Here is a 25,977-nt window from a genome sequence, read left to right on the forward strand (position 1 = left end):
GGCCACACCGCGCTGGTCGGGCCCTCGGGGGCCGGCAAGACCACCCTGTTCTCCCTACGTGCATAGCAGGGGACCCCTCCTTACACCTCAGGCCCGGTGGCGACGCGGCGCGGGCGGGGCGATCTGGTGGTGCAGCCGGTCGAGCCGTTCGAGCACGTCGAACATCATGATCCGGAGCGAGGCGGTGTCCGCGTCCCGGTCCGTGGCCACCCGGCCGAAGGTCGCACCGTAGTAGAGCGCGGAGAGTACGGCGGGGGTGACCACCTCGGTGAGCCCCACGTCCCGCAGCACGGTCCCGGCCGTGCCGTCGTCGATGGTCAGCCCGAGTAGCAGGTGGCTGCCGGCGATGGTGGCGGACCCGTGTGCGGCGGCCTGGGTGGCCGCCGTGGTCAACGTCGTGCGGGCGCCGGTGCCCAACGTGGGTGGCGTTGACCCGCCGTTGCGTCGCGAGGCGCGGGACCGCCCCGGCCGACGGCCGACGGCTCCGTCGATCGCGGCCTGGATCGAGGCGGCCGGGAAGCCGAGCAGCTCGACGGCGTTCAGCACCAGGCTCTCGCCCTCGTCGAGGAACGCCTGGAGCAGGTCGACCGGTTCGACGACCGCCGACCCGCGAGCCGCCGCGACGTCGTACGCCTGGCGCAGGATCGCCGCGACGTGGTGGTTGGGCGGCGGTGCCAGGTCGACCGGTTCGGGCAGCGCGAGGTCGGCCACCGCGTCCTGCGCGGCCCGGTCGGCCCCGTCGAGCGCGTGGGTCAGCGCGGTCTGGCAGATCCGCGAGACCGGAAGCCGGGCCTGGCGTACCCGCTCGGCCAGCGCGTCGGGCAGGTACACGTTGATTTTGGGCATCTGGGGGTCCTGTCGGGGCGGGAGCGGGGCGAGGGCGGGTCGGAGTCGGGGCCGGGTGGGGGCTGGGGTGCAGGTCACAGCGTTCACCCGCTTGATCTCCTGCAAATCCTAGGGGCATACTAGGGTTATGCCAACGCCGCTGACCGCCCGCCGCGCGGTCGACTACGGTCGCACCGGCAGCGCGCTCTGTCCCTGCCGCTGACCCGGCCGCAGACCGCCGAGAGCCCGCGCGACGGCATCCACCCCCACGCACCGGTACACACACGCGTCCGACCTCGGACGCGGCTTCCGCCTGCCCGCCGCACGGTGCGTCGACCGGCACCCCGACTACGACAAGGCAGTGACGTCATGACTGAGCACATCCCCACCCCCTCGGCACTGCGGGGCGCGCCGTTCGGAGCCGACGAACTGGCCGCCGCCCGGACCGACCTGACCACCGGCATCAACCGGATCTTCGCCGCCTCGGCGATGTCCGCCAGCGGACACGGCAACATCAGCGTCCGGCTGCCGGGCCACCACGACCTGCTCGCGATCAACGCCGGTGAGCTGCTGCGCCCGTGGCCCGCCGACGACCTGCGTGTCGGCGTACCCGCTCTGCGGACCGTCAACGACGAGGTCGTCGTGGTGAACCTCGACGGCGAGGTGCTGTTCGGCACGCCCAGCCCGTCGGTGGCCGCCATCCTCACCATGCACGTCGGCGTGTACCGCACCCGCCCGGACGTGTCCGCCGTCATCCACACCCACTCGCCCTACGCCACCAGCTACGCCCTCGCCGCGACCAGCCTGCCCGCCCGCTACGAGGCGTTGCTGGTGCACGGTCAGGCCGTGGACGTCCCGGTCGCGCCCTGGGCACCGCGCGGCACCGCCGAGGCGGTCCGCGCCATCGCCGACACCTACCGGGCCCACCCCGACACGTACGGCGTCCTGCTCGGCAACCACGGCCTGCTCGTCGCCGGGGACGACGCGAAGCACGCGGCGAGCCTGGTGGTGGCCATCGAGGAGGCGGCCGTGTCGAGCGTCGCCGCCCAGCCCCTCGGTGGACCGGTGCCCTTCCCGGAGCACGTCAACGACCTCGACCTGCGTCTGCGCTTCTGACCGGCCCCGTCAGCCCCCCGAGAATCGAGACCGACCATGTTCCGTACCACCCGGACCCTCCGGCACGTACCCGCCACACCCGCCCTTCGTCGCGGCCTGGCCGGCGTCCTCGCCGCCACGCTGCTGACCAGCGCCCTCGCGGCCTGCTCCGCCGCCGACGACTCCGCCGACGCGGCCGGCGGCACGGACGGCCTGACCGCGGTCCGGCTGGCCTCCGCGCCGCTCGGACACCTCGCCCCGATCTACCTCGCCCAGGACAACGGGATCTTCGCCAAGCACGGCCTGCGGGTCGAGGTGGACACCCAGACCTCCGACCTGACCTCGGTGCCGTCGGTGCTGGCCGGCAAGGTGGACTTCGCCACCGGCGACCTCACCACGCTGATCGTGGCGCGCACGCAGGGGCTGGACGTCAAGGCGGTGGTGCCCGCGTCCGCGTCGACCGGCAAGGCCGGTGCGGACTACGGCGCGCTCGTGGTGGCCGGCGACTCCGGCATCACCAGCCCCCAGCAGCTCGAAGGCAAGACGGTGGCGGTGAACATCCTGACCAACATCGCCGCGGCCGCCGCCCGCGAGTCGGTCCGCACCGCCGGTGGCGACTCCGACTCGGTGAAGCTGGTCGAGATCCCGTTCCCGCAGGTCCCGGCCGCGATCAGCGAGGGGCGGGTGGACGGCGCCTGGGTGGTCGAGCCGTTCCTGTCGGCGGCCAAGGCGCAGGGTGCGGTGCCGATCGGTTGGGGCTTCACCGACCTGGCCGAGGACCTGACCGTCTCCGCCTGGTACACCTCGGGCACCTACATCGGGCAGCGCCCGGAGGTCGTCTCGGCCTTCCGCGACGCGATCCGGGAGGCGTACGCGTACGCCCGCGAGCACGAGGACGAGGTGCGCGCGAAGATCCCCACCTTCACCCAGATCAGCCCCGAGGTGGCGAACACCATCACCATCACCGGCTGGCGGGACGAGGTGAGTCGGCAGGCCGCCGAGAAGCTGGCCGGGTACGCGCAACGCGACGGTCTGATCAGCACCACGCCGAACCTCGACGAGCTGATCCTGCCGTGACCACGAGGAGCCGCACGCCGGCCCCCACCCGGGGGTCGGCCGGCGGCCCGGTCGCCGGTCGCCGGCTGCTCGGCGTGGTCGGGCTGCTGGTCGCGGCGGCCGGGTACGAGGCGGTGACCCGCGCGTTCTTCTCGCCGCTGCACGTGCCACCGCTGTCCGCCGTCGCCCCGGAGGCGCTCCGCCTGCTCACCGAGGCCCGGTTCTGGACCGCGACCGGCCGTACCCTGCTGGCCGCCGCGTCCGGCCTGGTGATCGCGGTGGTCGCCGGTATCGTCGTCGGCTTCGCCATCGGCTCGGTCCCGTGGCTGCTACGGGTCACCTCGTCCACCCTGGACTTCCTGCGCCCGGTCCCGTCGATCGTGTTGATCCCGGTGCTGGTCCTGGTGCTGGACGTCGTCCAGATCACCGTCCTGCTCGTCGCCGTCTCCTGCTTCTGGATCGTGCTGTTCCAGGTGTTGTACGGGCTGCGCGACGTGGACCGGGTGGCCGTGGACACCGCCCGCAGCATGCGACTGGGCCCGCTGGCCCGGGTCGTGCACGTGACCTGGCCGACGGTGCTGCCGTACCTCGGCACCGCGCTGCGGCTGATCGTCTCGGTGGCGCTCGCGCTGGCCATCACCGGTGGTCTGGTGATGGGCGCCGCCGGCCTCGGCGAGCTGATCTGGAGCAGCCAGGAGTCGGGCGAGTTCACCGGCATGTACGCGCTGGTGCTGCTGACCGGCGCGGTGGGGGTCCTGCTCGACCTCGGTGCCCGCCTGGCCGAGCGCCGGCTGCTGCACTGGCACGTGGCGACCCGGCGGGAGGTGGCGACCGGATGACCGGCCGACGATCCGCCCCGCTGCTGACCGGCCTGGCCCGGGGCGCCTCCGCCGTCGGATTCGCGCTGGGACTGCCGGTGCTGCTGTTCGCCCTCTGGTGGGTGCTCAGCGCGGACAGCACCAACATCTTCCTGCCGCCGCTGCGCCGCATCGTCGAGGCGTTCGGTCAGGTCTGGCTCTCCGACGTCTTCGTCCGCGACGTGGTGCCGAGCCTGCGCCGCCTCGCCACCGGCTACGCCGCCGCGCTGGTGATCGGCGTCGGTATCGGCTACGTGGTCGGCCGCTGGTCGGTGGTACGCGCACTGACCAGCCCGATCCTCGCCTACTTCCGGGTGCTCCCGGCCCCGGTGATGATCCCGGTGCTGCTGGTCGCGGTCGGCATCGGCGACGCCACGAAACTGATCGTCATCGTGCTCGGCGCGGTCTGGCCGATCCTGCTGAACACCGCCGACGGCGTCCGCGCCGTGGACCAGGTCCACCTGGAGACCGCCGCCGCGTACCGGCTGCCGAGCTGGACCCGGCACGGCCTGATCCTGCGCGCCGCGAGCCCGCAGGTCTTCGCCGGTGCCCGCCAGGCGCTGGGCATCTCGCTCATCGTCATGGTGGTCAGCGAGATGCTGATGAGCACCGACGGCCTGGGCTTCACCGTGATCCGGTTCCAGCGCACCTTCGCCATCCCGCAGATGTGGAGCGGCGTGCTCCTGCTCGGCCTGCTCGGCTTCGCCCTGGCGAAGGTCTTCGAGCTGGTCGAGCGGCGTGCCCTGCGGTGGCACCGAGGCGCCACCGGACGAGAGGAGTCATCGTGACAGTCGGACCCGACCTGCTGCGGATCGACGCGCTGGGCAAGTCGTACCGGGCCCGGGAACGCACCGTGGACGCCCTGGCAGGGGTGAGCCTCACGGTCGGCGACGGCGAGTTCGTCACCGTCGTCGGGCCGTCCGGCTGCGGCAAGACCACGCTGCTGAAGATCGTCGCCGGGCTGCTGCCCGCCACGACCGGCGAGGTGTACCTGGCCGGGCAGCGGGTGACCGAGCCGCCGGCCGACCTGGGCGTGGTCTTCCAGGAGTACGGCCGCAGCCTGTTCGCCTGGAAGACGGTGCAGCAGAACGTCGAGCTGCCGCTGCGGCACCGGGGGCTCGGTCGCGCCGCGCGCCGGGAACTGGTCGCCGAGGCGCTCGACGCGGTCGGGCTGGCCCAGACGGCACGGGCGTACCCGTGGCAGCTCTCCGGCGGCATGCAGCAACGGGTCGCCATCGCCCGCGCGATCGCGTACCGGCCCCGGCTGCTGTTGATGGACGAGCCGTTCTCCGCGGTCGACGCCCAGACCCGCGGTGACCTGGAGGACCTGCTGGCCACGCTCTGGCGGCGGTACGCGATGACCGTCCTGTTCGTCACCCACGACATCGACGAGGCGGTGTACCTCGGCCAGCGGGTCGTCGTCCTCGGTGCCGCCCCGACCGGCGTCGTCGCCGAGTTCCCGGTCGACCTGCCGGCGGACCGCGACCAGCTCGGCACCCGTTCCTCGGCCCGCTTCGGCGAACTGCGCGCCCAGGTCTATGCGCGGGTCCGCCGCGCACCCGAACCCGAAACCCCGCGAGCACACGAGGTGACCCGATGAGTGAGCAGTCCCCGGAGACCGCACCGCGCTGGCAGGACACCGGCGGCGGAGAGGGCCCGCTCTGGTCCTTCCCCGTCGGCGAGGTCGAGGTCTTCCCGATCCGCGAGGTCGACTACCTCCCGCTCCCGACGGACTTCTTCCCGCAACTGGAGACCGAGTCCTGGACCGACGGTGCCTTCTACACCGCCGAGCCGTTCACCCGCGACGGGCGGATCGTGCTCAACCAGGAGGCCCACCTGCTCCGGACCAAGGACCGGCTGATCCTGGTCGACGCCGGTGGCGGCAACGGCAAACCCCGCAACGGCGGCGTCTTCGACCGCGCCGACCGGCCGTTCCTGGAGCAGTTCGCCCGTGCCGGGGTCAGCCTCGACGACGTCGACACGGTGGTCTTCACCCACCTGCACGTCGACCACGTCGGCTTCGCCACCAGCGCCGACGGCTCCGGCGGCTGGGTGCCGACCTTCCCGAACGCCCGCTACCTGGTGGTCCGGGAGGAGTTCGACTGGTGGACCGGCCCGCAGGGCACGGCGGCGCTGCGGCGTACCGGCGACTACCTCGCGGACAGCATCCTGCCGCTGCGCGACGCCGGTGTGCTCGACCTGGTGCCGGCCGACCACGTGCTGACGCCGGAGATCCACCTCGTACCCGCGTTCGGGCACACCCCCGGCAACGTCTATCTGGTGGTCGAGTCCGCCGGCCGACGCGCCCTGTTCGCCGGGGACATGCTGCACCACGGCGTGCAACTGGAACGTCCCGAGTGGAGCATCCGGTACTGCGTGGTGCCGGGCGACTCCGCCGACCAGCGCCGCCGCCTGCTGGAACGGGCCGCCGACTCCGGTGACCTGCTGGTGCCGACGCACTTCCCGTTCCCCGCCGCCGGATACGTGCACCGGGCCGAGCGCGGCTTCACGTACACCTTCATCGAGGTCTGATGCCGCCGCTGTTCGTCGCCGACTTCCACACCCACTACGCCTGTCCGGCCTATCCGGCGCTGCCGCCCCGGCACGCCGCGCCCGAGCTGGCCGAACGCTGGCGCGGGCTGGCCCGCCGGATCGCCGACCTGGAGGGGCTGCTGGCCGACACCGGTCGGCACGGCATCGACCTGCGGGTGCTCAGCGCGCCACCGGCGCTGGTGACCCCGCACGGCGAACGCACCCGCCCGGACGACCTGCGGCGTCTCAACGACCACCTCGCCGAGGCGGTGGCGAGCGCACCGGACCGCCTCCGGGGCCTGGCCACCGTCGACGCCTTCGCCGGTGACCCGGCCGCCGACGAGGCGGTACGCGCCGTACGGGACCTCGGGTTGTCCGGGCTGGTCGTGGACTGCGCCACCGACGGGCTCCTGCTCGGCGCGAAGGCCGCCCGCCCCACCCTGGCCGTCGCGGCGGAACTCGGCGTACCCGTCTTCGTGCACCCGATCAGCCCGGTGGCGATGACCACCGCCTTCGCCGGTCTCGGCCGGTTCGGCACCTCGCTGGCCCGGGGCACCATCAACGCCGCCGCGCTGCTGTCGCTGCTGGTCGACGGCGTACTGGCCGATCTGCCCGGGCTGCACGTGGTCTTCCCGATGCTCGGGGTCGCCGGGCTGTCCCTGGCCGCCGCCACCGACGGGGGAGAGGTCCTGACGTCGGCGGCGCCCGCGTCGCAGCGCGCGCACGTCTATCTCGACACGATGGGGTTCGCGCCGGCCGCCATCAGGTTCGCCACCGACCTGCTCGGTGCTGACCACGTGCTGGTCGGCGGTGACTGGCCGATCGGCCCGCGCGCCACCAGCCGCGCCCGGGTCGAGTCGGCGCTGGCGCGGGCCGGACTGGACGAGGCCGACACCCGGCTGGTCGCCGGAGGCAACGCGCTCCGGCTGCTCGGTGACGGTCCGGGCCGCTGAACCGGGCCACCTTCCCCCTCCGGCCGCGACGGTCGGGTCAGCTCGCGGGGGTGCGGCTCAGGTAGCCGGTCACCACCGCGACGATCTCGTCGGTCAGCTCCGGCTCGTCGATCCGGTCCGGCTGCTGGGCGACGAACCGGTGCACCAGCGACTCGACGACCGCGACCACGACCCGGGCGCTGCGCTCCGGGTCGGCCGGTGCCAGGTCGGGGTCCCGGCGCAGCAGCGACCCGACGGCGGCCACCGCCTCGCCTTCGGCCTCGTGAAAGCGGGCCAGCAGCTCGGGCGGGCGCGGTGACTCCTCGAACAGCACCCGGTGCAGGCGCGGGTCGCGGGTGTGCAGCTCGGCGCAGGCGCGGACCACCGCCGGGAGCCACCGGTGCAGCGGGACGGGGCCGTCAGGGAGACCGGCGAGGCTGACCCGCACCGCCTGGGCGGTCTCGTCGACGTGCTCCAGTGCCAGGGTCAACAGGATCGAATCCTTGTTGGGGAAGTACTGGTACAGCGAGCCCACCGAGAGGCGCGCCTGCGCCGCGATCCGGTCGGTGGTGCCGGCGGCGTGGCCGTACTCGGCGAAAACGCGAGCCGCCGCGTCGAGGATGCGTCGACGGGTCTGCCAGGCGCGCTGCTGCCGGGGCGTCTTCCTGGGCTGATGGTCACCCGGTGGCTCGACTACCAGCGCTTCTATCCGGCGCGGCTGCGCAGCGACCTCGACGACGCACCGGCCGAGGAGTGGTGGCGCTGGCGGGGGCTGGACGTGCACCTGGACCGGCTCGCCGCACCGCACGCCCCGGTGAAGCTCCTCCTACTGCACGGCGCCGGTGGGTACGGGCGGATGCTCGCCCCGTACGCGCGGATGCTGGCCCACCTCGCCCCGGTGGAGGTGCTCGCCCCGGACCTGCCCGGCTACGGGCTGACCCGCGGTGACCGGCCGGTGGCGTACCCGGAGTGGATCGACTGCGTCGCCGACCTCGTGGCGGCGGAACGGGCCCGCGACGGCCGTCCCGTCTTCCTCCTCGGTGCCAGCATGGGCGGCATGCTGGCGTACTCGGTCGCCGCCACCGTCGACGTCGCCGGCCTGGTCGTCACCTGCCTGCTGGACCCGCGCGACGTCACCGCGCGGATGCGGATGACCCGCCTGCCGGCCATGGGCCGCCTCGATCCGTCCCTGCTCGGCCCGGTCCGGCCGTTCGACGCCTGGCGGATACCGATGCGCTGGATCGCGAACATGGGCGCGATGAGCAACGACGCGGCCCTCACCGCGCTGGTCGCCGCCGACCCCTCTGGCGGCGGCAACCGGGTTCCGCTCCGCTTCCTGCGCACCTTCCTCACCTCCGCCCCGCCGGTGGAGCCGGAGGCGTTCACCGCCTGCCCGGTGCTGATGACGCACCCGGCGGACGACCGGTGGACGCCGGTCGCGCTCAGCCGCGCGTTCTTCGACCGCATCGCCGCCGGCAAGTGGCTCGTGCTGCTGGAGCGGGCCGGACACCTGCCCGTCGAGGAACCGGGCCTGACCCAGTTGGGGCGGGCGGTCGGCGACTTCGTCAGCTGACCGCCGCCGTCCGCCGCTGGCCTGCTGGTCGACGGTGCGGAGCAGGCGGCTGCCGGTCCCGGCGTCCTGCCGGGCCGGAACGGGAACGGGCCCGCAGCGGTGGACGCTGCGGGCCCGCACACTGACGGACGGATCAGCTCACGGTTGTGCCGCCCAGAGCAGGGCCCGGCCCAACTGCGGCTGGAGCCCCTTCGGGTGCAGCCGGAACGTCGGGTTGCTGCCGAAGAGCACCACACCGTTGCCGCCGGGGCTCACGCTCCGGACGATGCTGGCCTGGTTCGCCGCGGCGGATTGCCCGTTCGCCCCGGTGGTCGCCCACCAGCCGGCGAGCAGCGGATCGGCGGCGTACGACTGCTCCACGGTCACCCCGGCACCGAGGCCGGTGAACCAGACCGGCTGGCTGATGAAGGTGTACGGACTGGCGTCGGTGCTCACCGGACCACCCCGGTTGACCACGTTCGCGACCCCGCTGGCCAGCGACGGTCCGGCGGTCGCGGTGACGCTCAGCAGGGCGGTGGCGTTGCTGAAGTTCGCCCCGGCGGTGCCGAGACCGACGACGCCGCCGCCCCGCGCCAGGAACGCGTCCAGCGCGGCCCGGTTCTCCGTCGTCAGCGTCGCCACGTTCAGGTTGCTCGCCACCAGCAGCACGTCGACCTCGTCGGTCAGCGTGCCGGCCAGCGTCGCGGCGGTCACCGCCCGCGCCTCGAAACCGAGGGCGGCCACCGTGTCGCGCTGCTCCACGCCGCCCAGGTACCCGACGACGATCTCACCCACCGGGGTGCCCTGCCAGCGGGCCGGAGCCCGCTCGAACGTGACGCCGTGCGTCCGCACCGCCTCCTGGAGAAGCTTGCGGCTGCCCGGGGTGGACGGCACCACCACCGATCCGTCGGCCGACCGGTACACCCGCAGCCCCTTGCGGACCAGCGAGTTGACCACGAGCAGGTCGGCGGCGTCCTGGATGTCCAGCCGGAGATCGGCACTGGCCGGCGGTAGCGTGCCCTGGGCCACCCCGTCGTAGACCCGGGTCAACTGCACCGTCGGCAACTTCTCGTCCCAGAGCGTGTCGACGGTGGCGCCCCAGGTCAGCCCCTGGCTCCACGCGGCCGGGCCGGCGTACAGGTCGTCCACCCGGTCGGTCAGGTCGATGCCCGGTTCGAGCAGCGAGTTGACCAGTCCGCGCTTGGGCTGGTGCAGGTCGACCACGTACGAACCGGCGGGGTAACTGCGGCCGTCGGCGCGGAAGGAGTGCTTCGCCTTCCACACCCGACCGCCGCTGCCGATCAGCAGGTCGACCAGGCGCGCGGCGGCCGGCTCGGAACGCTGTCCAGGGCCGGTCGGGATGACGTACGCCCGGGGAAAGACGGTGTTGTAGTTGTCCTCCGGGCCCCAACCCGGCACGAAGTCGTCGGGGATGTCCCGCAGCGGCTCACCGGCCCACCCGCGCCGGTACACCTCCGCCTGGTCGAACAGGACCTGGGCGCGGTTGTCCTGGATGTACTGCAACGAGGACTTGATCGCCACCTCGTGCACGTCGGTGTTGATGGCGGATCGGCGGAGGCGCTCCTCCGGCGTCAGGTTCGCGCCACGCGGGTTGAGCGGCGCCTCGATCGTGTACGGGATGCTGCTCTGCAACAGCGCGAACGACGGCACGTAGATCGGTGGGAAGTCGTCCCACACGCCGGGAGCATCGTCCCGGAACGGGATCCGGGCCCGCTGCGTCTCGGGGTGACCGAGCGCCCGCAGGTCCCTCTCGATGCCCAGCGCGTTCGGCAGGGCGTGCTTGATGAACAGGTCGTACTCGTTGTTGACGTTGTGCGGCGGGGTGCTCGGGTGCAGCAGCGTCGGGTTGACGTAACCGTGCAGGTCGAGCGTGATGATCGGCTTGGTGTCGATGGTGAGTTCGCGGATCAGGTTCGTCTCGGGCTGCGAGACGATGGTGAGGTCCCGGTTGAGGTCGTAACCGTTCGCGTTGGCCCGGATGCCGGCGATCCGGCCGGTCGGGTTGGCGGTGACGTTGACGATCAGCCGGTTGCGCTCCAGCAGCGTCGCCACCTCGGGATCGGTGCTGGTGGCGTACTCCTCGATGACCCGCAGCGCCGCGTCGGTGCCCTCCCACTCGTTGCCGTGGATGTTGGCGTTGACGAACAGCGGCGTCTTGTACCCGGCCAGCAGCTTGCGGTCGGTGCGGGCCCGGACCGGGTCCTCCTCGATCAGGCGCTTCCACTCCTCCTGCTGGCGGGCCTCCTTCCGGGACTCCGGGGCGGTGACGACGACCGCGTACAGGTCGTGGCCGCCGCTGGACCGTCCGGCCACCCGGGCGGAGACCCGGTCGCTCGCGGCCTGCAGGGCGTTCAGCTTCGGGGCGATCTCGTCGTAGGGGATGACGCCGATCGGGATGGAGGCGTCGGCGGGGTTGTCCGGCCAGACCGGCAGCACGTTCTGCCGGGGGTAGCCGGCGATCTCGTGCAGGCCGGGCGCGGACGGCGGTACCGCCGGCAACGCCGAGGCGTTCGCCGGTGCGGCCCAGGCCGTCGTGCCGAGCAGGGTGAGGGCGAGCCCGGCGGTGGCCAGACGTATGGACGTTTTGTGCACGATGGACAGCTCTCCTGTCGGGATGGAGCGGTGCCGGTGACGGGCGCGACGGTAGGGCCGGAGACCTAACGCGGATGGCGACGCCCGCGACGGGCGGAAGGGGGAACCCGGCGTCAGCGGCAGGGTCGACAGGCGGCGCTGGCGACGCGCAGGAGGTCGATGTGACCTCGCTTGGTCAGATAGGCGCTTCGCACGCTGAGGATCTTTCCCCGGACGATCCCCGGATGTCAATGCGCTGGCCGTGCGCGTCACACCGTCGGTGGGTCAGCGCGGCACCACGCCGTTCTGGTACGCCCAGACCACCGTCTGCAACCGGTCCCGTACGCCGATCTTGGCCATCGCCCGACCGAGGTGCGACTTGACGGTGCTCGTCTCGATGAACAGCTCGGCGGCGATCTCCACGTTCGACAGACCCTGGGCGAGCAGCCCGACGATCTCGGCCTCCCGTGCGGTGAGCTGGTGCGCGGCCACCGCGTCGGTGCGCGGCGCGGCGGTGCGGCGGGCGAACTCGCTGATCACCCGGCGGGTGACCGCCTGGTCGACGAGCCCGTACCCGCCGGCCAGGCGGCGGACCGCCTCGATCAGCTCCTCGGGTTCGCAGTCCTTGAGGATGAACCCGCTGGCACCGGACTCCAGCGCGCCGAAGACGTACTCGTCGAGGTCGAACGTGGTCACCACGAGCACGGCGGGCGGCGTCTCGGTGGCCTCGCCGACGATCCGGCGGGTGGCGGTGAGCCCGTCGCCGCCCGGCATCCGGACGTCCATGCAGATCACGTCCGGCCGGTGCCGGCGGGCCAGGTCGACCGCCGCGTCGCCGTTCGACGCCTCGGCCACCACCTCGATGTCCCCGGCCTGCTCCAGGATGACCCGGAACCCGGTCCGCACCACCGCCTGGTCGTCGACGAGCATCACCCTGATCATGTCGGGTCCCCCTTCGCGGTCGCCGTCGCGGCGCGCGCGGCCTCCGGTGCGGTCGGCAGACTCACGGCGACCGACCAGCCGCCGTCGGCGGTCGGACCGGCGGTGAACTCGGCGCCGATGAGCTGTGCGCGTTCCCGCATGCCCACCAGGCCCACGCCGCCCGTGGTGCGGGCGGCCGGCTCAGGCCGCCGGGGCGGCGGGTCGTTGCGCACCTCGAGCGTCACCCGGCGGTCGAGGTAGCGCAGGGCCACCCGGACCGGGGCGCCGGCGGCGTGCTGGCGGGCGTTGGAGAGGGACTCCTGCGCCACCCGGTAGAGCGCCACGTCGGCGATCGGCGGCACCTCGCGCGGCTGCCCCTCCCGCACGAACTCGACCGGGCCGCCGAGGTCACCGGCGGTGCGGACGAGGTCGTCGAGGACGGCCAGGCCGGGCACCGGGACGGTGCCGTCGCCCGGGTCCGACCCGGTCCGTCCGCGCAGCACCCCCACCACCAACCGCAGGTTGTCCAGGGTCTGCTTGCCCTGGGTGCGGATCCAGGCCACCCCGGCCCGGGCGGCCGCCGGGTCGCGGTCGATCAGTCGCTCCACCGCCGCCGCCTGCACCACCATGCCGGAGAGGTGGTGGGCGGCCACGTCGTGCAGTTCCCGCGCCATCCGGGACCGTTCCGCACCGATCGCCGCCTGCACGCCTGCCTGCTGCGCCCGGACCGCCTCGTCGGCGCGTACCCGGACCAGCTCGACGTAGCGCCGGTTGGTGGCGACGTAACCGCCGACGAAGGCCGCGCCGAGGTAGGTCAGCGCGCCGGCGGTGAGGCTGCCGAGCGTGGCGAGGAGCAGGTCGGGGGCGGCGAGGACGGCGGTGGCGACCACCGCGCCCGCCGTCTCCGCCAGCGTGGCGACCCCCGCGATCAGCAGCGCCGTCCGCACCGGCCGCAACGTGCCGACGGTGTACGCGGCGACGAACGGCGCGATGCCCCGGATCGACAACTCCGGCAGGGACAGCCCGACGACCACCAGTTGCAGGGCGACGACCAGGGCGAGACAGAGCAGCGGACGGACCCGGCGCAGGCAGAGCAGCATCGCCTGCACGCCGCAGAGCACGAGCAGCGGCCCGGCCCGCCCCGGGCCGACGGAGAGCTCCTCCGCCGGTGCGACGACCCAGAGCAGCATCGCCAGCAGCAGCACGGTGACCACGGTGACCGCCGCCGCGAGCAGGACGTCCCGGGCGAACCGGCCGGTCACGCCGAGCCGGGTGAGCTGTTCGTCGAGCCGCCTGGTCAGCCGGGGGGACCGGGGAGCCGCCTCGGTCTGCGGATCAGGGTGGGTGCTCATGCGGTGGACATCCTTGCTCCGCTCCGTCCCGGATCGACGCGTCAGTAGGAGATGTTAGGCGCGAGCAACATGAACTCGACGGCGAACCAACCCGTACCGGCCAGCGCCAGCAGGACCAGGGCACTGGCGGCGACCCGGTGCCAGCCGACGCGACGCCGTACGTCGTCGACCAGCCGCAGCCCTGCGGGTAGCACCCCGAGCAGGCCGATCAGCTGGAGCGCCTGGATGGTCCGCAACGAGGCGGTGGAGACGTCCTGCAACCCCATGACGGTCACCACGCTCACCGCCCAGCCGGTCAGCGCGAGCAGCGCCCCGGCGACCGCGACGCGGCTGAGCACCCGGGCGGTACGTCCGGCCCGGTCGCGACGGGGTCGACCGAGCACCCGCCGGACGAGGGCGCCGAACGGCCAGGACAGCACGGTCAGCACCAGCACCAGGACGGAGACGCTGAGCACCGGTACGACCACCGCCGTGGCCCGTGCCGGCTCGACCGGCAGCAGGGTGAACGCGGAGTCGTAGCTGATCGCCGTCACCCGGTCGTCGGTGGCCCGCATGGCGATCGTGCGCTGCCCGCCCACCTCACGCCAGACCCAGGGGGCCACCTCTTCGTAGAGGGTCGGGGTGGCCGACAGCGGGCCCGGCTCGAAGAGCAGCCGGTTGTGGTCGGCGACGCTGACCGTGGTCCGGCCGACCAGACCGATCGTGGTCAGGAAGTTGCTGTCGATCCGACGCGAGTCGGCGTACGTGCCGACCGCAGCGGCGGCGTGTGCGGCACTGGTCTCCGCGTCGACGCGCGTCGGCTGGTCCGACGTGGCCGGGAAGTAGCGGTCGGCGAAGCCGTTGACCACCGCCTGACGCAGCTCGTGGCTGTCGAATCCGCCCCGGCCGCCGCCGTTGAGCGAAACGAAGATGCCGGCCCGTTCCTGCGGGTAGATCTGCAGGTGCGAGTGGAAGTACTTGGTGTCGCCGCCGTGACCGAGGATGCGTCGGCCGTTGCGGCTCTCGTCGAACAGCCCGAGCGTCATCCGGGGGCCGTCCGCGAGGGTGCCGAGCGAGGTGGCGTCGAGCGCGGGCCGCTGCATCAACTCGCGGGTCGGCGGGTCGAGCAGCGGGCCCTCGCCGACCGTCTCGCCGGTCAGCGCCGACATGAAGCGGGCCATGTCGGTGGCGGGTGCGCTCAACGCGCCCGCCGGGACGGTGCCGACGATCTCGAACGGGCCGGCGACACCGGCGGCGTCGTACCCCTTCGCCACCCGATCGGCCAGGGCCTGCGGCAGTGGCTGCGCGAACGTCGACGACGCCATGCCGGCCCGGGCCAGTACGTTGCGGTCGACGTACTCCTCGAACGGCGTGCCACTGACGCGTTCGACGACGTACCCGGCCAGGGCGTTGCTGTAGTTGGAGTACGCGGGTGTGGTACCCGGCCGGTAGATCTGCTCCGGCGGGTCGGTGGCCAGCACCGCGCGCAGGTCCGGGCTGTTGCCGTCGGAGCCGATCAGGCCGGCGACCCGCTCCTCGAATCCGGCGGTGTGGGTTAACAGGTGCCGCAGGGTGACCGGCTCGTCGTAGCGGCGGGGCACGGTGAAGTCCAGGTACTCGTCGACGTCGGCGTCGAGGTCCAGGTCGCCGCCCTGCACGAGCTGGAGCACCGCGACGGCGGTGACCAGCTTCGCCACCGAGCCGACCCGGAACAGGTGCCGGTCCGGGTCGACCGGTACGGGCTGGCTCGTGCCGGAGCCGGTGTCCGCGTGGCCGTAGCCACGGGCGGTGAGGATCTCGCCGTCGCGGACGACGGCGACGGTGGCGCCGGGAATGCCGGTCCGCTGGAGCGCGGCGGGCAGCAGGCCGTCGAGCCAGGCGTCGACGTCGGCGGCGTTCAGTGCGGCCGGGTCGGCCGGTGCGCCGGGAGCGGGTGGCGTGGGAACGGACCGGGCGGTCGGTGCGGCGCCGCACCCGGCGGCGGTGGCGACGGCGACCGTCGCGACCAGGGCTGCGCCGAGTCGACGCAGGCGGGACGCCCGGGGTCGGGCAGGATCGTGGCGAGACATGTCGGGCTGCTGCCTTCCAGGCCGATCGGGTGTCCGGAGGGGTCCGTGCGGCGTCACCCGTTGCCTGGCAAAAGCCTGCGGGAACGGGAGCGTGGTGCCATCTGGCGCAGGGCGGCATTCGGCCTACGACCTTTGTCGGAAATCCACCCCGTTGCCGCGTCCTTGCATACCGCGCCGACACCCGGGGTACGTCGATCTTCAGCGACCGTGGCGAGGGAGGATGGTGCGCCGGTCTCCCGACCGGGAATCCCCGCCGCCGGAGGAGGAGTGGATGATGTCGATGCGTAGGTGGCTTGCCGGTGCGGGCGTGGTGGCGTTGGCCGTCTCGACAGCGGCGTGCGGTGACGCCACTCCGGACGCCGCCGCCACACCTGAGGCCACGGGCACGCCGGCCGCCAGCGCGACCTCCGCCGCGCCCACTCCGACGGAGGCGTCGCCGTCGCCGACCACCGCCAACCCGCCGGTACTGTCCGGCGACCGCCAGGTCACCATCACCCGGGTCGACGGGTTCGAGTCGGGGCTGTCGTTGACCGACCAGCGGCTGGCCGAGGTCGACGGCGACGAGGGCCGGCAGTTGTTCGTACCGACCCCGGTCGACGGGCAGACGTTCCTGATCAAGTCGTACCGGGGTGCCGGTGGTGGCCCGGGCACCGGCGAGCCGGTCTGCTGGCAGGTGCAGAACCCGGGCAACTCGCAGCCGCTGGTGGTGCAGGGCGCCGAGTGCAAGGAGAGCGAGCCGCGTCAGCTCTTCACCATCGCGCCGAACCCGGAGAACGCGGAGACCTACCTGATCAGCAACAACTCGGCGTTCCTGCGGAACTCGCAGAACAACGGCCTGATCATGGAGGAGCTGGGTGACGCCGCCCCGTTCGACAGCTTCCGGTTCAACGACAACGGGGCCGCGCCGTCGTCGTAATAGTTGTAGCTGTTAGTGGTAAGGAAGGGTCCCCTGCTATACACCAGGCGATAGCAGGGGACCCTTCCTAACATTCCGGGGCCGTGTCTCAGCCGCGCCGCCACTTCTGGTTCGCGCCGCCGAGGCACTCCCAGAGGGCCAGGCGGGCGCCGTCGGCGTTGACCCAACCGCTGATGTCGACGCACTTGTTCGCCTGCGGGTTGACCAGGTCACCCGCGGCGGAGAGGACGAACTGCTGGGCCGGGTTGCCGCTACAGGTCGCGATCTGGATCACCGCGCCGTTGTCCCGGGAACCCCAGGCCACGTCCATGCACATGTTGTTCTGGGTACGCAGCGTGCCGTTGACGAAGCTCCACGACTGCGCCGCCGTGCCGTTGCAGTTCCAGGTCTGCAGCGGTACGCCGTCGGAGAAGTTCGAGTTCGGCACGTCGATGCACTTGTTGTTCCAGTTGCTGATCAGCCGGTTCCCGCTACCACCGCCGGTGGTGACCAGCGTGAGCCCGTACACGCCGAGGATCTCGTTGACCGGCTGGAACCAGGTCTCCCCGCCGGTGGAGCAGTTGCCCCAGCCGCCGGAGGTGACGCCCTGCGCCTGGTTGCCGCTGAGCCAGGCGCCACCCGAGTCGCCGCCCTGGGCGCAGGCGTTGGTGCGGGTCAGTCCGTGCACGGCGCCCTGCGAGTAGTTGATCGTCTGGTTGCGACCCAGCAGCGTGCCGCACCGCCAGCCGGTGGTCCGGCCGGACCGGCACACCGAGCTGCCGATCGCGGCGTCCTGGGAGCCGGCCACCGACACGTTGCCGCCGGAGTAGTTGTTCACCCACGGCTGCGGGGTCCAGTTGCTGTTGGTCCGGACCCAGCCGTAGTCGCGGCCGGGGAACGTCGAGCCGGCGAAGGTGCCCTGGGAGACGTTGTTGTAGCCGAGGGTCGGGCTGCCGACCCGGCCGCAGTGGCCGGCGGTGACGAAGCCCCCGTGCACCGCGAAACCGACCGAGCAGAGCGTGTTGCCGTTGATGACGTACTGGTCCCCGCCCCGGATGTCGTAGTTGATCCGGGGCGCCTCGGCGGACTCGACGATCCGGACCAGGTCCGCGTCGACGCCGCTGGCCGTGACGAAGGCGGCGGCCTCGGCGGTCGCGCCCCGGCCGGCGGTCACCACGATCCGGTTGGTCGTCACGTCGACCGCCCAGCCGTGCACGGTTTCCGGTGACGCCTTGCCGGCGTGCCGGTCGAGCGTCCGCTTGACGCCGTCCAGGGTTGACTCGCTGCGGGCGGCGGTGGTCACCTCGGCACCTTCGGCACGTACGGCGGCGGCCAGCGACGGGTCGGTGACGGCCACCGTCAGCCGCGTCCCGCCGGACGGGATCCAGGCACCGGCGAAGGCCGTACCGAGTCGTGCTCGCAGGCGGCGCTCGACGGTGGCGGCGCCGGCTTCGACGCGGAGCCGGGTCAGCACCTGCGCGTCGGTCAATCCGAGGTCGCGGCGCATCGCGCGGACCATCTCCGGCGCGAGGCCGGTGACCGAGGTGTCGGCGGTGGCGGTGCCGGCGGTGTCGGCGGCGAGTGCGGCCGGCGGGGCGGCGAGTGGGGCGAGACCGGCGACCAGGACGGCGGCCAGGGCCGCGCGCAGGACGCGTGGCGCTCGTGGCATGGGACTCCTCCTATGGGGGTGGGGCGATGCGGCGGCATCGTCGGGAGTTCGGCCAAGAGAGCGCTCTCACGATCAAGTCTGTCGATGTGACCGGTAACTGTCAAGACTCCTGTCAATTGCTGCCGGCGCGGGGTCAGTCCAGGTCGGACGGCACGGCGGTCAGCGACAGGGCGGTCGGGGCGGCAGCCAGCCGAGGAACCGCTCGTGCGACTCGGCCGGATCGGTCCCCGGGTGCCGCTCGGTGAGCTGCCCGAGCGCCTCCTCCCAGAGGCTCGCCAGATAGACCAGCAGATCGGTACGGCGGGTGCCGTACTCGGCGAGCAGATCCCGCTTCGCGCGTCCGCACGGCCAAGCGGTCCCGCAGGCTCGGCACCGCCAGGTGGGGCGGGACGCCACGTGGTCCCGGCAGTGTGCGGTGGGTGCGACGTTCGCCGCTCTGGTCGCGGGCACGGCAGATCCTCCTCCGTCGGCGGGGGGTGGCGCCCGCCCGACGGCGGCCCCCGGGCGACGAGGGCGGGCCCCCACCGAACCACGTCGCCTGACCGATACCTTGCCCAGAGTCTCCGCACAATCACATAGCGTCGTGATGTCGGTTCGGGTCAGCCGGCCGGCTGCCGTCGCCGGTGGGAGAGGTCGGCGTGGTGGTGCCCGCCCGGGTGGCTGTCCGGGTCGGTGTGCACGGTCGCGCTGGTCAGCCGGGGCACCGCGTGGGTCAGGCGGTGCTCCGCGTCGGCGGCGATCTCGTGCGCGGCGACGAGGCTGAGGCCGGCGTCGACGACCAGGTCCGCCTCGGCGTGCAGGCGGTGGCCGATCCACCGCAGGCGTACCGCACTCACGTCCCGGACGCCGTCCACGTCGCGCAGCGTGCGCTCGGCCCGGTCGACGAGCGTCGGGTCGACCGCGTCCATCAGCCGGCGGTAGATCTGCCGCCCGGCGTCGGCGAGCACGACGGTGATGGCGACGGCGATGGCGAGACCGACCACGGGGTCGGCCCAGCGCCAGCCGAGGGCGGCACCGCCCGCCGCCGCGACCACGGCCAGCGAGGTGTAGCCGTCGGTGCGGGCGTGCAGGCCGTCGGCGACCAGGGCGGCCGATCCGATCCGCCGACCGACCCGGATGCGGTAACGGGCGACCAGCTCGTTGCCGACGAACCCGACCACGCCGGCACCGGCCACCCAGGGGATGTGGCTCATGTCGCTGGGATGCAGCAGCCGGTCGATCGCGGTCCACGCGGCCGCGACAGCCGACGCGGCGATGGCCGCGACGATGATGATGCCGGCGATGTCCTCGGCCCGCCCGTACCCGTACGTGTAGCTGCGGGTGGCCGCCTTCCGTCCAAGCAGGAAGGCGATGGCGAGCGGGACGGCGGTCAGCGCGTCGGTGACGTTGTGCAGGGTGTCGCCGAGCAGCGCCACCGAGCCGGAGTACGCCACGATGACCGCCTGGGCGGCGGCGGTGATTCCGAGCGCGACCAGCGAGATCCACAGTGCCCGCAGTCCCTCGCGGGAGGTCTCCAGCGCCGGGTCCACCCGGGTACGCGAGTCGTGCGAGTGCGGTACGGCCGCGTGCCGCAGCCGGTGCCACCGGCCGGGGCTGCCGTGGTCGTGGTGATCGTCGTGGCGGTGATCGTCGTCGTGGTGATGGTCCTCGTGGTGGTGATGGTCGTGCCGGCCCTGGGTCACGTGTCCCCCCGAGGAGAGCGGGGCCTGTGGTCCCGGCGATAATATGTGCTCATGTACGCACGCGACAACGTTGCAGGAGCCAGTGAGCGGCAACAACCCGTCCCTGGCGACGGTGAGGTCGAGGCGGCCGTGCAGATGCTGCGGATGCTCGCCGACGGCACCCGCCTTCGCCTGATGTGGCTGCTCAGCGCGGGCGAACACGACGTCGGTTCACTGGTCACGGCAGTCGGTGCGGCCCGCCCGGCGGTCTCCCAGCACCTCGGCAAACTCCGCCTCGCCGGGCTGGTCAGCGTACGCCGGGACGGCCGACGCGCCCTCTACCGCGCCCGCGACGGCCACGTACGCCGACTGGTCGCGGAGACGCTGCACGCCGCCTCCCACCGGGTGACCGGTACCCCCGAACACGACTGACCGGCCCTATCGTGGCGCCCATGCGTGTACCCGGCTGGCTTGACGACACCCGAACCTCCTACGACACCGTGGCGGCCGACTACGCCGACGCGCTGCGCGGGGCGCTTGCTGGTGAGTCGTTCCAGCGGGGCATCCTCGCCCTCTTCGCCGAGTTGGTCCGCGCCCAGGGGAACGGACCGGTCTGCGACGCCGGCTGCGGACCGGGACGGATCACCGCCCACCTGCGCGACATCGGCCTGGACGCGTTCGGCGTCGACCTGTCGCCCGGGATGATCGACGTGGCCCGGCGGGACCATCCCGGCCTGCGCTTCGAGGTCGGCTCGATGACCCGCCTCGACCTGCCGGACGGGGCCCTGGCCGGGCTGCTGGCGTGGTTCTCCCTGATCCACGTACCCGACGACGAGGTGCCCGGCGTCCTGGCCGAGTTCCGTCGCGTGCTGCGCCCGGGCGGGATGGTGCTGCTCGGGTTCCAGACCGGGGACGGCAGCCGGCTCAAGACGGAGGGCTACGGCGGACACCCGATGAACGTCTACGTGCATTACCGCCCACCCGGTCGGGTCGCGGCCTGGCTGGCGGCGGCCGGCTTCGCCGTCGAGGCCGAGTTGGTGCACCACCCGGAACCGGAGGTCGAGGGCGGGTTCGTCTTCGCCCACCGCTGAGGCGTGTGCGGCGTACGAGGTCGGAGTGCTCTCATGGTTGGTCCGATGCGCGGTCCGCAGGGGCAGGGGCAGTGGAGCGCGGACGCTGTCGAGCTGAGAGCACAGACGGTTCAGCTCGACAGGGCCCCCGCTGTAGGCCACCTGCCCTCAGCTTCGGGCACGGCACGGCTCGGACGGTCCGGGCATCGGTCAGGACGAGGCGGGTCCAGTACGGTCAACCACTCCGTCAGGTGGTATTCGAACAGCGACCAGGTCAGGTCGAACTGCCAGCGCAGCAGCTCACGACGGGAAGACGGCATCCGGCGACCGCTGCGCAACTCGGGATCACCAGCCACCCCGCCGACCACGCGGGCCCGGCCGAACTAGCCGCGTTCAACTGCGGCCACTGGGCCATCGAAACCCTCCACTTCATCCGCGACACCTGCTACCGCGAAGACCACTCCCGCGTCCGCACCCGCTCCGGACCCCGCGTCCTGGCCTCACTCCGCAACCTCCACATCAACGCCCTACGCCTGGCCGGTCGCACCAACATCACCGAAGCCACCCGATGGGCCAACCGCGACATGACCAGGCCATTTACCATCCTCGGCCGCACCGGATGATGTTGAAACGACCGTGCTCACTGGACCTGGGCAGCCCCGGCAGGGGTCAAGACCAGAGCGACAAGTGCCGTATAAACCGACTACCCGACCGTGGGTCGCCTTCTCATGGACAGAGAAGATCACGACCCACAACCGTGTTTTCGCAGCCAAATCACAGAAACCATCATGGCCAGCGGCGATGCCCAATCGAATGACTTTGCCGCATGAGTGGAAGGCCTACCTGCATTGCAGGTGATCTAAATTGAGCGTAAGCTGCTGTCAACTTCTAATACCTCCAATTAGGTAGGATTTTGTGGCAGGTGCGCACCGTCGGCGAAGAGTAAGTCAAAGGAAAGTGCGGCTTATGCGCGTATCGGTCAAGCTGCTTGCGCTGATCACGGCCGCAATATTGACAATAATATTGCTGCGCTTCGTAGCGGATGAACCCTGGAAGCGGGTTGCCGGCGATGGGGTTCCGGTGGTGGCTGAAGTGGCATGTAAGCTCGCCAAATTGCCTTGTTACAAGATCCCTCAGGTCTACGAGGCGATCAAACTGGCCTGTGAGAAATTGCCTTGCGACAGAATCATCCCCTTGTTGAGAAGTGAGAGGCTCGAATGCCGGGTGACGTCGAAGGGCAAGGGCAATTCAGACTGGCAAAATTCCTGTACCAACACCGCGCCGGCGTCGTCCCACTCCGTGAGGTTCGAGTTGCGCAACAGTTCCGGTGGATACAACTACCGGTGGGAAGTTCCCCCATCTCTCCGCCGCAGCGTGGAGAGCGGATGTACCAGGACGTCGCGCCACTGCACGCTTGAAGTTTCGGGGAAACAGGACAGCACGATCCGGATCGCCGTCTCGTACAGGGAGAATGGGAACAGAATTGGGCCGTCGCAGGTCGCGACCGCGACGATCAGGCCGTACTGCGGCAGTCAGCCATGCTGAGCGGGACCGGGCGGCCCTGTGGATCAGGGCCGTCACATCGGGTGAATGGGGCGGGCTAATACTGCTACGGTCGGCTCACCGTCGCCCGGCCAGAACACCTCGGTGCGTTCCCGTGGCGTCCGGCCCTGGAGATGGTCGGTGGTCACGCTCCACCGCCAGCCGATGTGCCAGGCCAGCATGAGGTCAGTTCGGCGATGTGTGCGGCTGAGGTGAGCCGTATCAGCGCCACCGCCTTGTCGTCGTGTCGTTTGCTGCGTGGCCAGCGTCGCCCTTCCGCGTCGTCCTTCTCCGCTTGATGCACGGTCTCGATGAGGCGTGTCGGGTGATGGTTGGCGAGTGCGAATGCGGCTTCCCAGGTTGGGGGTGTCTGGTAGTTGTCGATGCCGTCGGAGACGCCGTCGGTCATCGTCAGGGCTGCTGCGATGTCGTCGACGGGCCACCTCGCGTAGACGGCGTGACGGGCAGCCTCCGGCGCGGCCTCGGCGATCCAATAGCCCTCAGGGGTATTGCGGGCTTTCCTCTGCGCTTCCACGAGCGTGGTCCATTCCACGGCGTGCTGGAAGCCGAATCCGCCCCTCTGTTGGATGGCATCGTGCAGGTCTGCGTGTTGGCCGAGGGCGACCCGTGAGAGCCGGTCGTCCCGGACCTGGTGGATCTCGCCGGAACGGGTGAGAACGATGGTGGGGCTGTCTCCGAGGACCAGGATGTGAACATCGTTGTCTGTCCATCGAACCAGGCTGACTGTGGTCGACGGTGCGGCACCGGGTCGCAGGCCGTGCAGGTGGCGGATGTGGTCGATAGCTTCTGCCAGTGCGTCGACGAGGCCGATGTCGGGGTGTGCGGTCAGGAGCTGCGCAAGGTAATGCCCGACTTGTTGGGCGAGCCACCCTCCGTCGTGTCGGTGGTCGCCTGGCTGTGATGCGCCGTCGAGCACGATGACTGCGTTCGGTGTGGTGAAGATGCGGTCCTCGGTCGGCCGATCTCGTCCGGCCCGCTCGGCGGTGACTACGTGCGGTCGTGAGTTCGCGGCGGGCATGCGAGTTCGCTCCTGGTGACAGTGTCGCCGTCGTGTTCGCTGCGGACGACCATCGAGAAACAGCGGGTGCCGACCTGGGCGTAGAGATCGGCCACGTTGCGAGCGAGGTAGTCGATTGCGCCGACTGATCCGAGGGCGTGTACGCCCGCGACGATGAAGACGGTCTGCTCGTTCAGGGCGAGTCGGCCAACATAGGCGAAGTCGGCCCATCGCGGTGCGGCCTGACTGTCCATGGGCGACTCGTAGACGTGGCTGCCGTCGCGTTCACGGATGGCCCACTGCCCATCATCGTCGGGCTCGAACGTCAGCACTGGGTCTGACGAGATTGCCTGCGCGGTTACCGACGACGACTTCGGTCCACAGATCGCGACAGTGTCGCCATGTGGCTGCCATAGGCCGTTCGGAGGGATGCGGAACTGCTCCACCTGGAACGCCAGGTCGGTGAGGAGCATCGTCAACCGTTCGGCAGCGCGGGCGTCCTCGGAAGAGATCATCGGGAGAGCCCGTTCGGGCATCGCGCGTAGCGGCAAGGCGACTGTGACTGGGCCAACCCCGAAAAACGCCCGTTCCGCAGGCGGTGCCGTCTGCCGGATCTGCGTGATCCGTCCTCGCGTGAGTCCCAACTCTTTGGCAATCACGCTGAACGAGATCCCTTGCTCTGCCGCAGCGGTGTTGATCGCCTCACGGCGCAGTCTCGCCAGCTCAACCGATCTCTGCTGGTAGACGGCGATCAACTCTCCGGCGAGCTTGGCCTGCCGAAGCGGGTCTGCTTCATGCCGTACGCGCTCGAAGCTCTCGTCTTGAGTCTCCACACAACGAGTTTAGGCCCCCTTGACAGTTGCGGCTGGTCGAGTAATCCTGCTTACACCCCCTAAGCGTCGAAGCTGCTGCCGCACGATTGAAATGCTTAGGGGGTGTAAGCAGCCGTGTGGGGTAGGCCTGTCAGCAGAGATGAGGAGGTGAATGCTCGTGGTCGTCGATCTGGTGTCGGTCGCGTTGTTCGGTGGTCTGGTGCCGGGCTTTCTGCTCGGGCTGTTCGCGTTCCGGGTCAAGTCCCGGTGGTGCCCCCACTGCGGAGGGCCCACCATGTCGGGCCCGCCGCCAGCAGGACGGCAGCGGTGACCGGCCGCGAGCGACGCGACCACAACTCGGTGCCGATCGGACGCCGGGTGGCAGAGTTACGCGTCCGTCGGGGTATGAGTCAGCAGGTCTTCGCCGACCGGATCGGCAAGTCGAAGAGCTGGGTCGACAAGGTCGAACGTGGCGTACGCAGCCTGGACCGCTACTCGGTCATCCAGGACATCGCCACGGTCCTGCGCCTCGATCCGGTGACCCTGCTCGGCCCTCGACAATGCTCCTCGCCGGCAGCACCCCGCACTGACGGGATCGACGCGATCCGCGCCGCCCTCGTCCGCTGCCACCATCGATCCGGCCGGACCACGCCGCCGGACCAGGCGCGGCAGCAGATCGCGCACGCGTGGATGACCTATCAGCACGCCGATTACGCCCAGCTGTTGCGGGCCCTGCCGGCTCTGCTCGACACGGTTCACCGCACTCCGGCGCTGCTGGTGCCCGCCTACCGGATCACCGCCTCGATGCTGACCAAGCTCGACGCGGCCGACCTCGCCTGGCTCGCCGCCGACCGGGCCGTCACCGCCTCCGCGAGCGACCCCGACGCCACCGGCGCCGCCACCATCGCCGTCAGCCAGGCCCTGCGCGCACTCGGCCGCGACCATCTGGCGCTCACCGCCGCAGTCACCGCCGCCGACCTGCCAGCACACCACGCCGTACGCGGAACCCTGCTCCTTGAGGCCGGGATCGCCGCCGCCGGTGGCGACGACCGTCGCAACGCCGACGACCTCATCGACCACGCCGCCGAACTCGCCGACCGGCATGCTGACGACACCGACCCACACCACACCAGCTTCGGCGCCACGACCGTGCACCTGGCCCGCTTCCTCGCCGCCCTGCACCTCGGCGACATGGCGGAAGCGGTGTGCCGCCACGAGAGTGCGGTCCGCCGCGACGGCTGGCGGCAACTGTCCTCCGAACACCGGGCCGCCCACCTCATCGACGCCGCGCGTGCCTACCTCCACGTCGGCAACTACGCCGCAGCCGAACGGGCACTCGTCGACGCCGACACCATCGCACCCGCCGAAACCCGCTACCGCCCCACCGCCCGTACCGTCATCGCCGAGGTGGCCCGCAGCAGCCCTGCCTCCGCTGGCATGGCCCGACTCGCCGCCCTCGCCGGTCTGACCCGGCAGGGCGCGAGGGAGCCGGTCGACCGCGATGATCCGCGCCGACAATCCTGATTCGGCTGCTCCTGCCGGCGGTAC

At 71.5% G+C, this 25,977-nt stretch carries 25 protein-coding genes; 13 read left to right on the top strand and 12 right to left on the bottom strand.

Features of this window, described 5'->3' with window-relative positions; translation table 11 throughout:
* Positions 1 to 87 precede the first annotated feature (87 nt).
* A complete protein-coding gene (locus tag ACWDVW_RS27410; RefSeq protein ID WP_449954351.1) occupies positions 88 to 846 on the bottom strand; it encodes a Clp protease N-terminal domain-containing protein in 759 nt (252 codons plus the stop codon).
* Between the two features lie 348 nt (positions 847 to 1,194).
* On the opposite strand from ACWDVW_RS27410, the gene ACWDVW_RS27415 reads away from it, so the two are divergent.
* Genes ACWDVW_RS27415 through ACWDVW_RS27445 form a run of 7 tightly spaced genes read left to right on the top strand, consistent with a single transcriptional unit; the run spans position 1,195 to position 7,318 of the window.
* Positions 1,195 to 1,941, top strand: a complete 747-nt coding sequence (locus ACWDVW_RS27415) for a class II aldolase/adducin family protein (protein ID WP_449954354.1) — start codon at positions 1,195 to 1,197, stop codon at positions 1,939 to 1,941.
* A gap of 36 nt (positions 1,942 to 1,977) precedes the next feature.
* Positions 1,978 to 2,997, top strand: a complete 1,020-nt coding sequence (locus ACWDVW_RS27420) for an ABC transporter substrate-binding protein (protein WP_449954357.1) — start codon at positions 1,978 to 1,980, stop codon at positions 2,995 to 2,997.
* Complete coding sequence (locus tag ACWDVW_RS27425; RefSeq protein WP_449954360.1) at positions 2,994 to 3,815, top strand: ABC transporter permease; 822 nt, start codon at positions 2,994 to 2,996, stop codon at positions 3,813 to 3,815. Before ACWDVW_RS27420 ends, ACWDVW_RS27425 begins: the two co-directional genes overlap by 4 nt.
* Positions 3,812 to 4,621 carry an ABC transporter permease gene (locus ACWDVW_RS27430; protein WP_449954363.1) on the top strand — a complete coding sequence of 270 codons (810 nt, stop codon included), beginning with the start codon at positions 3,812 to 3,814 and terminating at the stop codon, positions 4,619 to 4,621. The genes ACWDVW_RS27425 and ACWDVW_RS27430 overlap by 4 nt, the downstream gene beginning before the upstream one ends.
* Positions 4,618 to 5,433 (top strand): ABC transporter ATP-binding protein, encoded by an 816-nt coding sequence (locus ACWDVW_RS27435; protein ID WP_449954366.1) that lies wholly within the window; start codon positions 4,618 to 4,620, stop codon positions 5,431 to 5,433. The genes ACWDVW_RS27430 and ACWDVW_RS27435 overlap by 4 nt, the downstream gene beginning before the upstream one ends.
* On the top strand, positions 5,430 to 6,365 hold the full coding sequence (locus ACWDVW_RS27440) for an MBL fold metallo-hydrolase (protein ID WP_396748410.1): 936 nt from the start codon (positions 5,430 to 5,432) through the stop codon (positions 6,363 to 6,365). The genes ACWDVW_RS27435 and ACWDVW_RS27440 overlap by 4 nt, the downstream gene beginning before the upstream one ends.
* Positions 6,365 to 7,318 carry an amidohydrolase family protein gene (locus ACWDVW_RS27445; RefSeq protein ID WP_449954369.1) on the top strand — a complete coding sequence of 318 codons (954 nt, stop codon included), beginning with the start codon at positions 6,365 to 6,367 and terminating at the stop codon, positions 7,316 to 7,318. The genes ACWDVW_RS27440 and ACWDVW_RS27445 overlap by 1 nt, the downstream gene beginning before the upstream one ends.
* Before the next feature lie 37 nt (positions 7,319 to 7,355).
* On the opposite strand, the gene ACWDVW_RS27450 is transcribed toward ACWDVW_RS27445, so the two are convergent.
* Entirely contained in the window at positions 7,356 to 8,081 is a 726-nt protein-coding gene (locus ACWDVW_RS27450; protein WP_449954372.1) for a TetR/AcrR family transcriptional regulator, read from the bottom strand.
* Here ACWDVW_RS27450 and ACWDVW_RS27455 point away from each other — a divergent pair.
* Positions 7,971 to 8,870 (top strand): alpha/beta hydrolase, encoded by a 900-nt coding sequence (locus tag ACWDVW_RS27455; RefSeq protein WP_449954375.1) that lies wholly within the window; start codon positions 7,971 to 7,973, stop codon positions 8,868 to 8,870. The genes ACWDVW_RS27450 and ACWDVW_RS27455 overlap by 111 nt on opposite strands.
* A gap of 138 nt (positions 8,871 to 9,008) precedes the next feature.
* Here the strand turns inward: ACWDVW_RS27455 and ACWDVW_RS27460 are convergent, their stop codons facing one another.
* The 5 genes from ACWDVW_RS27460 to ACWDVW_RS27480 form a co-directional block, all read right to left on the bottom strand.
* Entirely contained in the window at positions 9,009 to 11,462 is a 2,454-nt protein-coding gene (locus ACWDVW_RS27460; RefSeq protein WP_449954378.1) for a M14 family zinc carboxypeptidase, read from the bottom strand.
* A 113-nt stretch (positions 11,463 to 11,575) separates the two neighbouring features.
* Positions 11,576 to 11,656 (bottom strand): putative leader peptide, encoded by an 81-nt coding sequence (locus ACWDVW_RS27465; RefSeq protein ID WP_350697899.1) that lies wholly within the window; start codon positions 11,654 to 11,656, stop codon positions 11,576 to 11,578.
* Between the two features lie 70 nt (positions 11,657 to 11,726).
* Positions 11,727 to 12,383 (bottom strand): response regulator, encoded by a 657-nt coding sequence (locus ACWDVW_RS27470; RefSeq protein ID WP_396748420.1) that lies wholly within the window; start codon positions 12,381 to 12,383, stop codon positions 11,727 to 11,729.
* Entirely contained in the window at positions 12,380 to 13,714 is a 1,335-nt protein-coding gene (locus ACWDVW_RS27475) for a sensor histidine kinase (RefSeq protein WP_449954380.1), read from the bottom strand. The genes ACWDVW_RS27470 and ACWDVW_RS27475 overlap by 4 nt, the downstream gene beginning before the upstream one ends.
* 41 nt (positions 13,715 to 13,755) lie before the next feature.
* Positions 13,756 to 15,762: a serine hydrolase domain-containing protein gene (locus ACWDVW_RS27480; protein ID WP_449954383.1), complete on the bottom strand. Its 2,007-nt coding sequence runs from the start codon at positions 15,760 to 15,762 to the stop codon at positions 13,756 to 13,758.
* A gap of 274 nt (positions 15,763 to 16,036) precedes the next feature.
* Between ACWDVW_RS27480 and ACWDVW_RS27485 the strand changes: the two genes are divergently transcribed.
* A complete protein-coding gene (locus tag ACWDVW_RS27485) occupies positions 16,037 to 16,678 on the top strand; it encodes a hypothetical protein (protein ID WP_449954386.1) in 642 nt (213 codons plus the stop codon).
* Positions 16,679 to 16,766: 88 nt separating this feature from the next.
* Here ACWDVW_RS27485 and ACWDVW_RS27490 read toward each other — a convergent pair whose 3' ends face one another.
* The 3 genes from ACWDVW_RS27490 to ACWDVW_RS27500 form a co-directional block, all read right to left on the bottom strand.
* Positions 16,767 to 18,326, bottom strand: coding sequence for a ricin-type beta-trefoil lectin domain protein (locus tag ACWDVW_RS27490; RefSeq protein ID WP_449954389.1), 1,560 nt, complete (start codon positions 18,324 to 18,326; stop codon positions 16,767 to 16,769).
* Between the two features lie 159 nt (positions 18,327 to 18,485).
* Positions 18,486 to 18,776: a flavin reductase gene (locus ACWDVW_RS27495; RefSeq protein WP_449954392.1), complete on the bottom strand. Its 291-nt coding sequence runs from the start codon at positions 18,774 to 18,776 to the stop codon at positions 18,486 to 18,488.
* 149 nt (positions 18,777 to 18,925) lie between these two features.
* A complete protein-coding gene (locus ACWDVW_RS27500; RefSeq protein ID WP_449954394.1) occupies positions 18,926 to 20,008 on the bottom strand; it encodes a cation diffusion facilitator family transporter in 1,083 nt (360 codons plus the stop codon).
* Positions 20,009 to 20,059: 51 nt separating this feature from the next.
* Here ACWDVW_RS27500 and ACWDVW_RS27505 point away from each other — a divergent pair, with 51 nt between their 5' ends.
* The 3 genes from ACWDVW_RS27505 (at position 20,060) to ACWDVW_RS27515 (ending at position 21,680) form a co-directional block, all read left to right on the top strand.
* Complete coding sequence (locus ACWDVW_RS27505; RefSeq protein WP_449954397.1) at positions 20,060 to 20,419, top strand: ArsR/SmtB family transcription factor; 360 nt, start codon at positions 20,060 to 20,062, stop codon at positions 20,417 to 20,419.
* 20 nt (positions 20,420 to 20,439) lie between these two features.
* On the top strand, positions 20,440 to 21,078 hold the full coding sequence (locus tag ACWDVW_RS27510; RefSeq protein WP_449954400.1) for a class I SAM-dependent DNA methyltransferase: 639 nt from the start codon (positions 20,440 to 20,442) through the stop codon (positions 21,076 to 21,078).
* Between the two features lie 230 nt (positions 21,079 to 21,308).
* Positions 21,309 to 21,680, top strand: a complete 372-nt coding sequence (locus tag ACWDVW_RS27515) for a hypothetical protein (RefSeq protein WP_396748438.1) — start codon at positions 21,309 to 21,311, stop codon at positions 21,678 to 21,680.
* 1,064 nt (positions 21,681 to 22,744) lie between these two features.
* On the opposite strand, the gene ACWDVW_RS27520 is transcribed toward ACWDVW_RS27515, so the two are convergent.
* Positions 22,745 to 23,638 (bottom strand): protein phosphatase 2C domain-containing protein, encoded by an 894-nt coding sequence (locus tag ACWDVW_RS27520; RefSeq protein ID WP_449954404.1) that lies wholly within the window; start codon positions 23,636 to 23,638, stop codon positions 22,745 to 22,747.
* On the bottom strand, positions 23,608 to 24,450 hold the full coding sequence (locus tag ACWDVW_RS27525) for a hypothetical protein (protein WP_449954407.1): 843 nt from the start codon (positions 24,448 to 24,450) through the stop codon (positions 23,608 to 23,610). Before ACWDVW_RS27525 ends, ACWDVW_RS27520 begins: the two co-directional genes overlap by 31 nt.
* A gap of 306 nt (positions 24,451 to 24,756) precedes the next feature.
* Between ACWDVW_RS27525 and ACWDVW_RS27530 the strand changes: the two genes are divergently transcribed.
* Complete coding sequence (locus tag ACWDVW_RS27530; RefSeq protein ID WP_449954410.1) at positions 24,757 to 25,953, top strand: helix-turn-helix domain-containing protein; 1,197 nt, start codon at positions 24,757 to 24,759, stop codon at positions 25,951 to 25,953.
* Positions 25,954 to 25,977 lie beyond the last annotated feature (24 nt).

The organism is Micromonospora sp. NPDC003241, assembly GCF_053589795.1.

What these genes read in the sequence shown, in the direction of transcription:
- ACWDVW_RS27440 (WP_396748410.1), top strand. Translation starts at nt 5,430, where the DNA reads ATGAGTGAGCAGTCCCCGGAGACCGCACCGCGCTGGCAGGACACCGGC.
- ACWDVW_RS27410 (WP_449954351.1), bottom strand. Translation starts at nt 846, where the DNA reads ATGCCCAAAATCAACGTGTACCTGCCCGACGCGCTGGCCGAGCGGGTA.
- ACWDVW_RS27510 (WP_449954400.1), top strand. Translation starts at nt 20,440, where the DNA reads ATGCGTGTACCCGGCTGGCTTGACGACACCCGAACCTCCTACGACACC.
- ACWDVW_RS27520 (WP_449954404.1), bottom strand. Translation starts at nt 23,638, where the DNA reads ATGCCCGCCGCGAACTCACGACCGCACGTAGTCACCGCCGAGCGGGCC.
- ACWDVW_RS27445 (WP_449954369.1), top strand. Translation starts at nt 6,365, where the DNA reads ATGCCGCCGCTGTTCGTCGCCGACTTCCACACCCACTACGCCTGTCCG.
- ACWDVW_RS27430 (WP_449954363.1), top strand. Translation starts at nt 3,812, where the DNA reads ATGACCGGCCGACGATCCGCCCCGCTGCTGACCGGCCTGGCCCGGGGC.
- ACWDVW_RS27480 (WP_449954383.1), bottom strand. Translation starts at nt 15,762, where the DNA reads ATGTCTCGCCACGATCCTGCCCGACCCCGGGCGTCCCGCCTGCGTCGA.
- ACWDVW_RS27505 (WP_449954397.1), top strand. Translation starts at nt 20,060, where the DNA reads ATGTACGCACGCGACAACGTTGCAGGAGCCAGTGAGCGGCAACAACCC.
- ACWDVW_RS27490 (WP_449954389.1), bottom strand. Translation starts at nt 18,326, where the DNA reads ATGCCACGAGCGCCACGCGTCCTGCGCGCGGCCCTGGCCGCCGTCCTG.
- ACWDVW_RS27485 (WP_449954386.1), top strand. Translation starts at nt 16,037, where the DNA reads ATGTCGATGCGTAGGTGGCTTGCCGGTGCGGGCGTGGTGGCGTTGGCC.
- ACWDVW_RS27420 (WP_449954357.1), top strand. Translation starts at nt 1,978, where the DNA reads ATGTTCCGTACCACCCGGACCCTCCGGCACGTACCCGCCACACCCGCC.
- ACWDVW_RS27415 (WP_449954354.1), top strand. Translation starts at nt 1,195, where the DNA reads ATGACTGAGCACATCCCCACCCCCTCGGCACTGCGGGGCGCGCCGTTC.
- ACWDVW_RS27470 (WP_396748420.1), bottom strand. Translation starts at nt 12,383, where the DNA reads ATGATCAGGGTGATGCTCGTCGACGACCAGGCGGTGGTGCGGACCGGG.
- ACWDVW_RS27475 (WP_449954380.1), bottom strand. Translation starts at nt 13,714, where the DNA reads ATGAGCACCCACCCTGATCCGCAGACCGAGGCGGCTCCCCGGTCCCCC.
- ACWDVW_RS27455 (WP_449954375.1), top strand. Translation starts at nt 7,971, where the DNA reads ATGGTCACCCGGTGGCTCGACTACCAGCGCTTCTATCCGGCGCGGCTG.